Source organism: Acinetobacter sp. YH12068_T (assembly GCF_024606005.1).
Taxonomy (GTDB): domain Bacteria; phylum Pseudomonadota; class Gammaproteobacteria; order Pseudomonadales; family Moraxellaceae; genus Acinetobacter; species Acinetobacter amyesii.
The window spans coordinates 1,135,805-1,148,998 of record NZ_CP094555.1 but is presented as its reverse complement, the minus strand read 5'-3'; the positions used below and the strand labels follow the sequence as shown (position 1 = coordinate 1,148,998).

Sequence of the window (13,194 nt, the reverse complement as noted above, 5' to 3'; positions counted from 1 at the left end):
ATAAGTCGAAAATTTATTGAAATGATTTCAGTTGCAATGAACTTTGGCGAAATTGTTCAGCAGAAATTGAATAATATTTGCTATGATTGGCTGCATTCTAAATATTTCACTATTTTTCTATTAAAAATATCCACACGATATTTGGGTCAATATACAACTATTTAGAATCATTTCGGACTATTCAAAGCACAGTTAAGTGCATAAATTTCAAAGGTTAATACGCTCATGCTTTTGATGATCGACAATTATGACTCTTTTACCTACAACATCGTCCAATATTTTGGCGAGTTAAATCAGGAAGTAAAAGTTGTACGTAACGATGCCGTGACTTTAGAAGATATCGAGCGATGGCAACCGAAGTATTTAGTCATTGGTCCTGGCCCTTGTTCGCCAAGTGAAGCAGGTATTTCAATTCCTGCGATTCAACACTTTGCGGGAAAAATTCCCTTACTGGGTGTGTGTTTAGGCCACCAAGCCATAGGACAAGCTTTTGGCGGCGATATTATTCGCGCTAAAAAAGTGATGCACGGACGTTTATCTGACATGTATCACAGTGATCAAGGCATTTTCAGCAACCTCCCTTCTCCTTTTGCCGCTACTCGCTATCACTCTTTGGTGATTGATCAAGCGACTTTGCCAGAATGTTTAGAAGTGACCTGCTGGACCAATGAAGGAGATGGCACGATGGAAGAAATCATGGGAGTCAAACATAAGACATTGCCTGTCGAAGGCGTGCAGTTTCACCCTGAATCAATTCTTAGTGAACATGGCCATCAAATCTTTAAAAACTTCTTAGAAATTTACGCATAATCGAGTGCAAAAAATATTATGAATATTCAACAAGCTTTAAATAACATCACGAAAAATATTGAACTCACTCAACCTCAAATGGAAGAAGTGATGCGTACCATCATGCAAGGTGAAGCGACCGATGCTCAAATTGGCGCACTCATGATGGGCTTACGCCAAAAAGGTGAAAGTATTGATGAAATCACTGCCGCAGCACGTGTAATGCGTGAATTTGCGATCAAAATTGATGTCAGTGATCTGCCACATTTGGTAGATATCGTTGGCACGGGTGGTGATGGTCAAAACTTATTTAACGTCTCTACTGCGTCTAGTTTTGTTATTGCAGCAGCAGGTGCAACTATTGCTAAACATGGTGGTCGTGGTGTTTCATCAAAATCAGGCTCTTCTGATCTTTTAGAACAAGCAGGAATCAACCTTGACCTGAACATGCAGCAAACTGAACGCTGTATTCGTGAAATGGGCGTGGGTTTCCTCTTTGCACCTAATCATCATAAAGCCATGAAATATGCTGCTGGTCCACGTAAAGAATTGGGCTTCCGTAGTATTTTCAACCTACTTGGCCCGCTTACGAATCCGGCCGGCGTAAAACGTTTTGTGATTGGTGTTTTCTCTACAGAATTATGTCGTCCTATGGCTGAAGTTTTAAAACAACTCGGTGCAGAACATGTCTTGGTGGTGCATTCAAAAGACGGTTTAGATGAAATTAGCCTTGCATCAAGTACTTATGTTGCTGAACTCAAAGATGGCGAAGTCACTGAATGGGAAATTCAGCCGGAAGCTGTAGATATCGAGTCGCAAACCTTAACGGGTCTATCTGTAGATAGTGCTGCGGAAAGTCTAAAATTGATCAAAGATGCTTTAGGTAAAAACAAATCTGCACTCGGTGATAAAGCCGCGAATATGATTGCCCTAAATGCAGGCGCAGGCATTTATGTTTCAGGCTTAACCAAAAGCTATAAACAAGGTGTTGCATTAGCACATGACATTATCTATGGCGGTCAAGCCTTAGAAAAAATGGGCATTTTGTCTGAATTTACTAAAACTTTAAAAGAATACGAAGCTTAAGATTAGGACACAGATCATGGTAGATATCGCCAATACAATTTTGGGTAAAATTGTTGAACGTAAAAAAGAAGAATTTGCAGCCCGTCTTAAACAACGTAGCTATAAAGATGTCGAAGAGCTAGCTCAAGCAGCTACACCTGTTCGAGGTTTTGCACAAAACCTCGGCTCTAAACGTCCGGGGGTGATTGCTGAAATTAAAAAGGCATCACCATCGAAAGGCATCATTCGTGAAAACTTTAACCCTGCTGAAATTGCGCAGCAGTATCAAGATGCTGGTGCGGCATGTTTGTCTGTTCTCACCGATGTGGATTTTTTCCAAGGTGCCGATGAAAACATTCAGATTGCACGTACGAACTGTGACTTACCTGCGCTACGTAAAGATTTTTTAATTGACCCTTATGGTGTAATTGAAGCACGCGCTTTACATGCGGACTGTATTTTATTAATCGTGGCTTGTTTGTCTGATCAACAACTCGAAGAAATGTCGAAAACTGCTTTTGAGCACAATCTCGACGTGTTGGTTGAAGTACATGACGAAGAAGAACTTGAGCGTGCAATGCGTCTTTCTGACAACTGTCTACTAGGCGTCAATAACCGTAATTTAAAAACTTTTGATGTTGACCTCAATACATCATTACGTTTGAAAAAGTTACTTGAGCCTTCTCGCCTGCTGGTGACAGAAAGCGGTATTGCAACACCTGCGGATGTTGCCATGATGCAAGAACATGACATTCATGCATTCTTGGTCGGTGAAAGTTTTATGAAGCAGCCACGCCCTGATCAGGCGTTTAAGGAGCTTTTTGGTGTGCCTGATAAATTATAAATGAAATATGTAGGGTGAGTTCGCTCACCCTTTTTCTCCTTTGCCTCCATATTAAAAAAATTACACATCCTTTTTATAATTTTTATTCAATTGAGAATTAAAAATAATGAAGTCGATTATTTCTTCTACTCTTCTATTCATTTCATTAATCTTGGTTTCACTACACCAGATAAGTTGGGCAAAAAATATAACTCTGTATACTGGCTCACCGTATCATATTGACCAAAATCATATCCTCTACTTCAATATTTCCACTATGCCCGAAGGCATCATTGCTGCGCAGATTGACCTAAATCAAATTTTTCCAAATATAAATACTAACGTGCTAAAGGGCAAAAATTATGATTTCAATAAGAATCAAATTGAAATCATTAGTTATCAAGGCTTACCAATAGTCATTAATTACTCAATCAATACTAAAAACAAGAATATTGAAAATTCAACCTATTTTTCTATTTCTAAAGGACATAAAAATTCTTTATCAAAACCAATCAATATTAAATCTCACCCTATTTCCATGGAAAAATTAAATCATTTTGAACAGATTTTTTATAAAGATACCCCTCATTTATTGAAAAAGAATTTAGCTTATGAGCCATATTTAATAAATATATTCATGTTCCATGCAGCAATAAATGATTTTGATGATATGAATGATTTTTTCCAAAATGCGATAAAGAACCTGACACAGAAAAATGATATTGATAATTATGAAAAAGCCAAAAATTTGTATCTTGAATATTTAAATTTTGGTGAAAACAATGAATTTTATGATACCACCTTAATTATGGCGGCTATCGAGCACACAGATATTTCTTTCATCAAAAAAATGAAGCTGAGAAAAATAAATGAACTTGTAGTAGATGAAGTTGAACCACAAACATATTATTTCACTAGATGCTCCCCATTAGGTAAAGCTATCCGCCTAAATCAATATCAGATAATTTCTTATTTACTTGAAAAAGGCGCTTCAACCGAAATCGTGTGTATTTCTAAATTTAATGAAGAACAATCAGCATTAGCTCTTGCAGAACAATATAAAAATAAAAAAGTTATTAAATTAATTAATTCAACTTTGAAGCCCAAATTGGACTTGTAATGAATTAGGAGATCTTCTTTATATAAAGTCTTTCCAGTTCAAATCAGTGCCATTTAAGGCTATAATTGCACTAAATTTTTGTATATTTCCCGTTTTTTCATTATGAGCAAACACGATTCTTCGCTTTCAAAAGATCAGTACAACCTACTGAAATCTTTTAAAAAGCAAATTACGAATCCACATTCCTCAACGATTGCTAAACAGCCTGAGCCAACGCCAAAGACTGTTGAACAAGAGCAGGAAGAAGACTTCGCGCTTTTCCAAAAGCAAATGCAAGGTGTTCAAAAAATGAATGCAGGAAATATTGCAAAAATGGAAAAAGTGGGTCGTAAAAAACCTGATGCGCAAACGTTGGCTAAACGTGCTGCTGCAATTGGTCCTATGGAAACAGATGATGCATTACTTTCTGATACGCAAGCGATGCTCAACCCTGTTGCCAGTCAAGCTGCTTTAAGCTATCGCATTGCAACCTTACAACATAAAGTTTTTGAAGATTTGAAAGCTGGTAATCTACGTTGGTTTGAAGCTGTCGACTTACACGGTTGCACTGTTGAAGAAGCCCGTTCTGCCGTGCTGCAAATTATTCAAATGGCGAAAGATGACAATCAAAACGTCATTAAAATTGTGCATGGCAAAGGTCCAGAAGCAATTTTAAAAACTTATGTAAATAGTTGGTTACGTCAACATCGTGATGTATTGGCATTTGTGAGCGCCCCAGAAAAACAAGGCGGCACAGGTGCTGTACTGGTTCTGCTTAAACGTGCAGAAAAAAACCCACAGTTTAAACAATAATCGGATTTAACTCCAAAAGAAGGCATTGTAATAGTTTTCTGCTACAATGCCGTCCTTGTTCAATCTCTCAGTGTAAGTGAACACGTCTTATGTCTATGCAGCAATCCTACGCAAATATCCTAACTGCCGTTGGTGAAGATCTGAATCGCCCGGGTCTTAAAGATACGCCTATGCGTGCTGCTAAAGCTTTTTCATATCTTACTTCTGGTTATAGCCAGACACTTGAAGAAGTGACCAACAATGCGGTTTTCCCATCCGATAACCGTGAAATGGTCTTAGTTAAGAATATCGAATTCTATTCTTTGTGTGAGCACCATTTATTACCTTTTTATGGTCGCGTACATATTGCTTATCTCCCAGAAGGCAATGTTTTAGGTTTATCAAAATTCGCACGTATTACAGAAATGTTTGCCCGTCGCTTACAAATTCAGGAAAACCTCACTCAGCAGATCGCTGAAGCTGTGGCTGAAGTGACTGGTGCACGTGGTGTAGCTGTGGTGATTGATTCAGCTCACATGTGCATGATGATGCGTGGTGTAGGTAAACAAGAGTCTACAACACGTACCGTTTCTTTTATCGGTGACTTTAAAACCAATAAAGAAGAACGTCGTGAATTTTTAAGTGCTGTGCCTGAAAGCTATTAATAGAACATTCAGCGTAAGCTCTTCAAAAAATGCCTCAAACTCTTGAGGCTTTTTTTATTTGTGCTTTAATGTCGAAAATCGTTTGCTTTGATAGCAAAGCACTATTTTCAGGATGAATCATGTCAGATGTATATATTGCCGGTCAGGGTTTAGCACAAGCCGAACACAGCATAGACTTCCCTCGCCCAGACCGTTTGGTTCAAGGCAATCCTAAACGTGAAACCGCAAGCCTGTATGTACACCCCAATATGGACTGCGGGATCTGGCAATGTGAAGTTGGTGCATGGAATATTGTCTTTGCACCGAACAAACAAGAGTTTTTTACAATCCTTGAAGGTTTAGTACGTATTCATGATCAACAAGGCGGATATATCGAAGTTTCTGCTGGCCATGCGGGCATTATTCCCCCATCGTTTCAGGGCAAGTTTGAAGTTGTCGAAGCCGTCAAAAAATACTATGTGGTTGTAGAAGTTTAATCGCCCAAAATATTTATTTTGAAAAAATATCTTTTAAAAATATTGTTTGTAACCGTGCTGTAAGACTTGTAACTCAAAACTACAGCATAAAATTGATATCAATTACTTAATGTATTTCTGTTCATAAATTAAACATTTCATAACATGATTTCCCCCCCATATTCAAGATTAGTCCGTACATTGAAAACAAGATGAATCCTTTAGATTCATTGCTATTTTCTTTTTTTTACTAACTAAGGGTGATCACTATGGTAGCCGCAAAAAAGACAACTGAAAAAGATGAGAAAAAGACAGCGAAAACTACGGCAAAAACTGCAAAAAAGAATGAGGATAAAGTAAAAAAATCAGCTAAAGCATCGAGTCAAGATTCAAAGAAAGAAACAAAGAAAACTGCTGAAAAAAAATCTAAGGACAGCACTTCTAAAAAAGAAGCTGCAACTAAAGATGAAAAAGTAAAAGCTAAAAAATCTGCGTCAACTAAAAGTTCGCCGAAATCTAAAGCTGACAAAAAAGAGGCCCCTAAAAAAGCCAGCACATCAAAAACAAGCACTAAAGTTAAAGAGGAAAAGCCAAAAGCTGAGAAGAAAGCAACAAAAAAATCTTCAACAGCAAAGAAAACGGATGCTAAGGCAAGCAAGTCTAAGGGAGAAAAAACCAAGACGACCAAAGCCAAATCCACCAGCAAAAAGACAAAATAAAAAGTAGCCCCAACTGGGGCTACTTTTTTAGCTTAAGCTTGAAAAAGAGTAAGGTTGTAATGGAGTGAATATGAATAATAAATCCATCCCCACACCTAAGCGTGTATCACGCGTTCATTCCAATAGTTTTGATTACAGTTTAGATTTTAAAAAGATAAATTTTCGCGAACACCCTGAACTTTATAGAATTGGACGTGGTGAACAAGGTGTATTACTCGTAGAGCCTTATAAATCTGAAATTTTGCCTTATTGGCGATTTGCTAATGAAGAAAAAGCCATCGAAAGCAGCACCAAAATTTGGCAACTTTTTGAAGAGTATTTAGACGCTGAAGATTTTGTCGGTGCAGATATGGCACGTAAATTTTTGCAGATGGGTTTCACACGTGCACGTCGCTATGCCAACCATAAAGGTGGTAAAAAATATGAGGGTCCGTCCCTAATGATAAAAAAGGATTAAGTGGTGCACATGGACGCGAAGAGCTTCCAAGACAAAAAGAGGATCCCGTCAAAGCTGCTGCTGCACGAGTATTTAAACAAAAATGGGATGAAGCTAAAGTTCATCCCAAGTATGTAGAGCAAAAAGCAAAATTTTTAGATTTTCTACAAAGCAAAATTAAGTGAATATCCATTTAGGATGAAGATGATCTTGTTTGCTGATCAGTTTTAGCAACGTAAATACGGTTACGACCAGTATTCTTGGCAGCATAGAGTGCTATATCGGCAGCATCTAGTAAACGTTGATAGTCAGGATGACCGTTATACTGCACACAACCAACGCTAACAGTTAAACTAAATTGCTGACCTTGTACTGTTCGGATCACTCCATTTTCAATATATTGGCGAATATTTTCTGCAACTTTCATCGCACGGTTTACATTGGTGTCCACCAAGAGTAACAAGAACTCTTCGCCACCAATACGGAATGCATAATCGCTACCTTGGCTGTAACGCTGCAAAGCTTCGGCAATAAATTTCAGTGCAAGATCACCTGCCGCATGACCAAACTTATCATTGATCATTTTAAAGTAATCCGCGTCAAAGGCTAGCAAAGACAAGGGCGTTTGATTTTGACGTGCAAAAGTAATTTCACGTGAAATAATAGTACTAAGATAACGACGGTTTAGGAGTTGCGTCAAAGAATCATTGCCTGACTCAATATATTCAGCCACCTGAAATAATTGATCGACTAAATGCTGAATTTCACGATTTAAGTCTCGAATCTGTTGAATCAAATGTTGCAGTTGATCTTTATCCATTATTTGTGTGGTTTGCTGCGTTAGCTCATCCACTTGATAAATTCGATCAATAATTAATTGAACCTGATCTGAACCCGAAAAAGCATATGCCGCTTTATGAATAAACCACAATCCAAATTCTGATTTTGAAAGTAAGGAATGATAAAAACTGACATTTCCCGAAAAGATTTTAAACATCAATTCATTTTCCCAATTGAGCAATGAACCACGTTGTTTATCTTTATGCACTGCCACATCTTGCATCGCTGAAAATAAGCGATAATTATGCTTGGTTTCTTGTTTTTTTTCCGTATTGATCTCATAAGATCTGCACATAATTTCTGTGCTAAATCCGATAATTTGTACAATATAACTGCACATATGGAGAATATTTTGCGTATGGTTTAGCTCTAAAATTTCAAATATTTTACGTTCTATTTCACGTACACCACGCATAATCAACCATGACGGAATGCCGACACGCGCATGCACCATTCCAACTTTTTGCTGCCTTTTAACCGAAATTTCAAAATCATTATTTAGTGCAACATTAAATGTTTCTAATAACCATTTTCTTAAGGTGTCGATGAGCCTTTTTTGAATAATATCGTCTTTAAAAAATTCAGCTGACGCTGGTTCTCTCGACATTTGTTCATAAAAAACAGTAACTAAATGCTCAACATGCTTCTGGATAAATTGCAAAGCTGCAAGATGTTCATTTTCAGTATATTGATCACAAATATCTTTCCAAGTCTGACTTAGACCTGTAATACATTCTTGATTCATTCGGTGACACAAACCACAGCTATTACAAAGCTAGCAATCATACCTTGCTTTACTTACATAAAAAAACAAATTTATTTAATATTTCACATTTTATCTATTTTTAAAAATTAATAGAAAAATACATAACTCAATTTCAATTTATTCCAATCTTGATCATCTTGTTGCTGATATTCGTAGCCTAGTCTTAAAGCATTTTGTTGGTTGACGATATATTGTAATTCAGCATCAAGTTTTAGATTCCACTGATGCACATCTTCCCAATACGGAAGCTCTACCTGAATCAAACTATTGAATCTTTCTGACCAAATATTTTGGCAACCCAGTGTCGGCCCAAGGCCCACTCGCCATCCATCATCTAGAGACTTACCGCCCTGCACCTGCATTTGAGACTGCACATAACACAAATGTGTACGTTCCTGATTGGCCCAGCTATAACCAGATTGTGCTTTGAATTCAGCAACGCCATGTTGCTTCGTTTCGCTAAATTGACCTACATCTACAGACACTTGCTGCCAGCCAAAATTAAAACCCCAGCTTAGCGGTGTTTTAAATGGCGTAATGGGGTTGTAAGAATTGACCGATAAAAAATCAAAATGATTGAGTTTGAGTTGGTCGTCACGATATTGGATCGAGCCATCCCAAAACATCAACTGCGTACCAATCCGAAAGCCACCTTGCGGATCGATCAAATCATGATAAGCCTGACGATGACCGAGTTCGATGTATTTTTCACCTTGAACTTCGCCTACTGTAGCTGAAAAATTTCGCGCATGATGTCCATTGACTGGGTCTAGACTTGGCTGCTTAGGTTCAGTCCGTTGTTTTGGTTGCGAAGATTGACTACGTAAGGCCAAGATTTTACGTAATTTAGGCTGCGTTTCTTCCGCACTCACCTTTCTCCCAATCAGTAATAAATACAGATGGTCATACGCCATTTCTAATATTTTCGCTTGCTCTACTTCATTAAACTGAGCGAGTGCTGTCGGCATGTTCTCAGGTTCAATTTCAGCGAGCTTATGCGCTTCGCGTGCTAAACGATATCCATGTTGCTGCGCTTGTGACAAAAGCTGCGTTTCTAATGCAGGACGATAAACCGCTGCTTGAATCAGTTGTTCATCATTGATCGCTTTGATCGTCTCAACGGGAATGGAAGCAACTTTAAATTTTTCGGTTAAATTCAGTGTCGGGCGAACCAAATCCATTAAGCCCAATAATCGATATGCACAGTTATCGCTGGCGAAATAATAGGGAAAACTTACATTTTGCATTTCCCAAATATGTTTAACCAAATAACTGGTTTCTTGCTCGGTTAGTGCTAGCTCATATTCCCACAAATCACGACTTTCAAAATCACCATATTCTTTCACTTTACGGTAGTACGGCATCAATGAATATTCACCAGGATACTGCCCTGTTAAGCCTTTCCATGCATAAGACCAGTTATCTTCACCTGCAACTGTCGCTGCATAGTTAATGGCATAGGACACCAAATTTAGTTCTTTTTGTTCTTTCGGATCGAGACGCAATAAGGTATGTCCAAACATAGAACTTGGATTACCCATAAAGTCTGTGGCGTAGATTAATGTTGCTTTATACGGCTTAATTTTTCCAAACCATTCATCAAACTCAGGGCAGCTCACCACAGGTAACTGCTCTGAACGGATGGATAACTCTTGCATCAGCCACTGACTACGCGCAGGGAAACGACAACGAAAGGCTTGATTAGGTTCAGCGGTTTGAAATAGTGCAGCGACATCTGCCTCTAATTCGGCTTGGGCATTGTGACGGCCATTTTCAGCTACAAAGTAACCTGAAAAAGCAACTTCACTTTGTCCTTTATGATCTGTATATAAAAGTCGTTGCCAACTGATGTGTTCAGACAGTTTTTTTGATTGTGCAAGTTCAATATATCGCTGTAGCTCTACGGTTTTAGAGAGGTTTGGATCTACAACTTGCTGAGCATATAAGATGCTCGGAATCATAAAAGTACAAAATAAAGCAATTGATTTCATTCAGTTATATTCAAATCCATTTTTATATATTTTAGATAATAAAAAACCCTGCCGAGAGACAGGGTTTTAAAAGCATCGATTAAACGTATGCTTTAAGTACTTCATCTTTCGCCATTACGCTTTGTAATGAAGCAAGTACTTGTAAAGAAGACTGGTTTTCAGCTGAATAGATTTCAGCAAAATTTGCTTTAGACACAGCAAAGAAACGTGCTTTATCTGTTGATTGGATGTTTAAAAGCTCAGCCAAAACATTCAGGCTCTCTCCTTGACCAACCGCCATATCACGTGCAAGTGATTCAGCATTTTCATTGGTAAATGTTACCGCTTGAGCAGTCACTGTACCTGTACCGCTACAACCTAAAGTACCAAAGGTAATACCAAGTAACTGGTTAGTAAAAATACCGTTGGTAGTCGCAGCTAAAATTTTAGGAATTTTACCTGATTGACCAGCCCAAACTTGAGAACCAACACCACAACCTACGTCACGGTCAGCAAAAGCAGCTGTAGAACCTAGTGCAACGACTGCAACTAAAGCTAATTTTTTTAACATAGCACTTCTCCAGGGAATTTTATTCCATTGTTTTTAATTATTAAAACATGTGTAGTTTTGATTACACACCTGTAGATTAACTTGATCTTTCAGATAAGGCAAAACATTTTCATCTAAAACTTTTGGCTAAAAATAATACGTTCTTTTTCACTATTTTTTGAGCAACCAAGTACCATTTTCATCACGTTTTCCAAGAATTTTGAGCACTAAAACCAAACTGAGTAATAGCAACAAATACCAAGAACCGAGTTTCCCCCAACCGACCATATGCCATGCATCGACCTGACTTGGATATAACCAAATTTGATAGAAAGTACTGATATTTTCTGCGATCCAAATCAAAAATGCCAAAATCAACAGTACTGGTAACATCGGCAACTGAATCACATAATTTTGTAATTGAAAACTGAGCTTAGTTTTCCAAAAGATCACCACACTCCAAGCAAACAAAAACATACGAATATCTGGCACAAAAAATTTGGTCATAAAATTAAGATATGACAAAACGGCTAAGCACAGCATATTGCAAAAACGCGGTAAGTTACTGAACGACACTTGATATAGACGTAACGAACGTGCAAAGAAACTCCCCACCGCCGAATACATGAAACCTGCAAACAATGGCACAGTCAGCAATTTGAAAATCGCAGGCTGCGGATATTGCCATGAGGCAATGTGTGGATGGGTCAGAAATATTTCCATCCCCATTGCAAGGATATGAAACAGTGCTATGACTTTGGCTTCCGCCCAAGACTCGAGTTTCAGGTAGAGTAAACACACTTGAATGATCAGTGCATAAAACAATAAATAATCATAACGGAAAAAGCCAAAATATTCCTGACTTCCCATTGCTGCAGTTAATGCAAAAGCGATCAGCAGTAATATCCCAAATAAGGCAGCCGAAGCTGCCTTATAAGAGAACTCAAAACATGATTTTATCATCTTGACCACGGTTGAATCCTAAACCTATTTCCCTAAAGCCTTATAAATACTTGGCACTATATTCGTGTACCGTATCAATAAAGGCTTTTGGATTGGCTGGATCTACCCACTGGGTAATACCATGACCTAAGTTCGCCACATAACCGGTTTTTTCACCGTTGGCATATGCGTCATCTAACATAGCACGCGTCGCTTTCGCGATTGCTTCAGGCGAACCATACAATGTTGCTGGGTCTAAGTTACCTTGCAAAGCTGCACGGCCTGCGATTGTTTGACGTGCTACATTTAATGGCGTAGTCCAATCTAAACCAAAAGCATCTGCACCCGTTGCAATCATTGGCTCTAACCATTGACCACCACCTTTGGTAAACAAAATCACAGGAACTTTGCGTCCATCTTTTTCACGCTGTAAACCTGCCACGATTTTTTGCATGTAGTTTAGTGAAAATTCAATGTATTCACGGTGTGCTAATGCCCCACCCCAACTATCAAAGATTTGTACGGCTTGCGCACCTGCATCAATCTGCGCATTGAGATATTCAGTCACCGCCACAGCCAAACGGTCTAATAAGGCATGCAGCACTTCAGGTTGTGCATACATCATTTGTTTCGTAAAACGAAAATCTTTGCTTGAACCTCCTTCCACCATATAGGTTGCCAGTGTCCAAGGACTGCCTGAGAAACCAATCAAAGGAACTTGTCCGCCCAACGCTGAACGAATCGTAGTCACTGCATTCATGACATAATCTAAGTCAGATTTGGCATTAAACTTAGGTAAATTCAGTACATCTTGTTCGGTACGTACAGTTTTATGAAACTTCGGACCTTCACCTGCTTCAAAATACAGTCCCAAACCCAACGCATCAGGTACAGTCAAAATGTCTGAAAATAAAATGGCAGCGTCTAAGTCATAACGACGCAAAGGTTGTAAAGTAACTTCACAAGCAAATTCTGTATTTTTACAAAGGGATAGGAAATCACCTGCTTTGGCACGTGTTTCACGATACTCTGGTAAATAACGGCCAGCCTGACGCATCATCCAAACCGGAGTTGCATCTACCGGTTCACGTAATAAGGCACGCAAGAAACGATCATTTTTTAAGGTCGTCATTCACTTTCCCAACTTAATTCGATATTCGCATCATCATATCAAAAAGGTTGTAAATATAATAACTTCTCAAGCATTTAAAAACCGATCATGTTGAGTGCCAAAAATGATATTTACACAAAACAACTACTGCATCTCCACTTTTTTTCTGTAA

Annotated in this window: 13 protein-coding genes and 1 pseudogene; 9 read left to right on the top strand and 5 right to left on the bottom strand. The window is 38.4% G+C overall.

Annotation, left to right across the window (positions count from 1 at the left end; all coding sequences use genetic code 11):
• Positions 1-225: 225 nt before the first annotated feature.
• The 9 genes and pseudogenes from MST18_RS05650 (at position 226) to MST18_RS05610 (ending at position 7,028) form a co-directional block, all read left to right on the top strand.
• On the top strand, positions 226-810 hold the full coding sequence (locus tag MST18_RS05650; RefSeq protein WP_218952689.1) for an aminodeoxychorismate/anthranilate synthase component II: 585 nt from the start codon (positions 226-228) through the stop codon (positions 808-810).
• A gap of 18 nt (positions 811-828) precedes the next feature.
• Positions 829-1,875 carry an anthranilate phosphoribosyltransferase gene (gene trpD / locus MST18_RS05645; RefSeq protein WP_168379163.1) on the top strand — a complete coding sequence of 349 codons (1,047 nt, stop codon included), beginning with the start codon at positions 829-831 and terminating at the stop codon, positions 1,873-1,875.
• 16 nt (positions 1,876-1,891) lie between these two features.
• On the top strand, positions 1,892-2,698 hold the full coding sequence (trpC, locus tag MST18_RS05640; protein WP_180132861.1) for an indole-3-glycerol phosphate synthase TrpC: 807 nt from the start codon (positions 1,892-1,894) through the stop codon (positions 2,696-2,698).
• A gap of 106 nt (positions 2,699-2,804) precedes the next feature.
• Positions 2,805-3,797 (top strand): hypothetical protein, encoded by a 993-nt coding sequence (locus MST18_RS05635; protein ID WP_180132862.1) that lies wholly within the window; start codon positions 2,805-2,807, stop codon positions 3,795-3,797.
• A 102-nt stretch (positions 3,798-3,899) separates the two neighbouring features.
• The gene (locus MST18_RS05630) at positions 3,900-4,589 is read left to right on the top strand and encodes a Smr/MutS family protein (RefSeq protein WP_078191970.1); all 690 of its coding nucleotides are present in this window, start codon (positions 3,900-3,902) and stop codon (positions 4,587-4,589) included.
• 95 nt (positions 4,590-4,684) lie between these two features.
• The gene (folE, locus tag MST18_RS05625) at positions 4,685-5,233 is read left to right on the top strand and encodes a GTP cyclohydrolase I FolE (protein WP_180035634.1); all 549 of its coding nucleotides are present in this window, start codon (positions 4,685-4,687) and stop codon (positions 5,231-5,233) included.
• Between the two features lie 119 nt (positions 5,234-5,352).
• The gene (locus MST18_RS05620; RefSeq protein WP_180035550.1) at positions 5,353-5,709 is read left to right on the top strand and encodes a cupin domain-containing protein; all 357 of its coding nucleotides are present in this window, start codon (positions 5,353-5,355) and stop codon (positions 5,707-5,709) included.
• 248 nt (positions 5,710-5,957) lie between these two features.
• Positions 5,958-6,407, top strand: a complete 450-nt coding sequence (locus tag MST18_RS05615) for a hypothetical protein (protein ID WP_180132863.1) — start codon at positions 5,958-5,960, stop codon at positions 6,405-6,407.
• A 70-nt stretch (positions 6,408-6,477) separates the two neighbouring features.
• A pseudogene (locus MST18_RS05610) lies at positions 6,478-7,028 on the top strand (DUF4385 domain-containing protein).
• A gap of 8 nt (positions 7,029-7,036) precedes the next feature.
• Here MST18_RS05610 and MST18_RS05605 read toward each other — a convergent pair.
• The 5 genes from MST18_RS05605 to hemE all read right to left on the bottom strand — a co-directional run bounded on the left by MST18_RS05605 (position 7,037) and on the right by hemE (position 13,043).
• Positions 7,037-8,428: a diguanylate cyclase gene (locus tag MST18_RS05605; protein ID WP_180132864.1), complete on the bottom strand. Its 1,392-nt coding sequence runs from the start codon at positions 8,426-8,428 to the stop codon at positions 7,037-7,039.
• A gap of 107 nt (positions 8,429-8,535) precedes the next feature.
• A complete protein-coding gene (locus MST18_RS05600) occupies positions 8,536-10,410 on the bottom strand; it encodes a DUF4105 domain-containing protein (protein ID WP_373684440.1) in 1,875 nt (624 codons plus the stop codon).
• A 109-nt stretch (positions 10,411-10,519) separates the two neighbouring features.
• Complete coding sequence (locus tag MST18_RS05595; RefSeq protein WP_078190276.1) at positions 10,520-10,990, bottom strand: DUF3015 family protein; 471 nt, start codon at positions 10,988-10,990, stop codon at positions 10,520-10,522.
• 150 nt (positions 10,991-11,140) lie between these two features.
• A complete protein-coding gene (locus MST18_RS05590) occupies positions 11,141-11,932 on the bottom strand; it encodes a DUF817 family protein (RefSeq protein WP_180132939.1) in 792 nt (263 codons plus the stop codon).
• Positions 11,933-11,972: 40 nt separating this feature from the next.
• Positions 11,973-13,043 (bottom strand): uroporphyrinogen decarboxylase, encoded by a 1,071-nt coding sequence (hemE, locus tag MST18_RS05585; RefSeq protein ID WP_180132866.1) that lies wholly within the window; start codon positions 13,041-13,043, stop codon positions 11,973-11,975.
• Between the last annotated feature and the right edge of the window lie 151 nt (positions 13,044-13,194).

Coding starts and splice junctions, on each gene's coding strand:
- trpC (WP_180132861.1), top strand. CDS start 1,892: ATGGTAGATATCGCCAATACAATTTTGGGTAAAATTGTTGAACGTAAA.
- folE (WP_180035634.1), top strand. CDS start 4,685: ATGCAGCAATCCTACGCAAATATCCTAACTGCCGTTGGTGAAGATCTG.
- MST18_RS05635 (WP_180132862.1), top strand. CDS start 2,805: ATGAAGTCGATTATTTCTTCTACTCTTCTATTCATTTCATTAATCTTG.
- MST18_RS05620 (WP_180035550.1), top strand. CDS start 5,353: ATGTCAGATGTATATATTGCCGGTCAGGGTTTAGCACAAGCCGAACAC.
- MST18_RS05630 (WP_078191970.1), top strand. CDS start 3,900: ATGAGCAAACACGATTCTTCGCTTTCAAAAGATCAGTACAACCTACTG.
- MST18_RS05590 (WP_180132939.1), bottom strand. CDS start 11,932: ATGATAAAATCATGTTTTGAGTTCTCTTATAAGGCAGCTTCGGCTGCC.
- MST18_RS05650 (WP_218952689.1), top strand. CDS start 226: ATGCTTTTGATGATCGACAATTATGACTCTTTTACCTACAACATCGTC.
- MST18_RS05600 (WP_373684440.1), bottom strand. CDS start 10,410: ATGATTCCGAGCATCTTATATGCTCAGCAAGTTGTAGATCCAAACCTC.
- trpD (WP_168379163.1), top strand. CDS start 829: ATGAATATTCAACAAGCTTTAAATAACATCACGAAAAATATTGAACTC.
- MST18_RS05615 (WP_180132863.1), top strand. CDS start 5,958: ATGGTAGCCGCAAAAAAGACAACTGAAAAAGATGAGAAAAAGACAGCG.
- MST18_RS05595 (WP_078190276.1), bottom strand. CDS start 10,990: ATGTTAAAAAAATTAGCTTTAGTTGCAGTCGTTGCACTAGGTTCTACA.
- hemE (WP_180132866.1), bottom strand. CDS start 13,043: ATGACGACCTTAAAAAATGATCGTTTCTTGCGTGCCTTATTACGTGAA.
- MST18_RS05605 (WP_180132864.1), bottom strand. CDS start 8,428: ATGAATCAAGAATGTATTACAGGTCTAAGTCAGACTTGGAAAGATATT.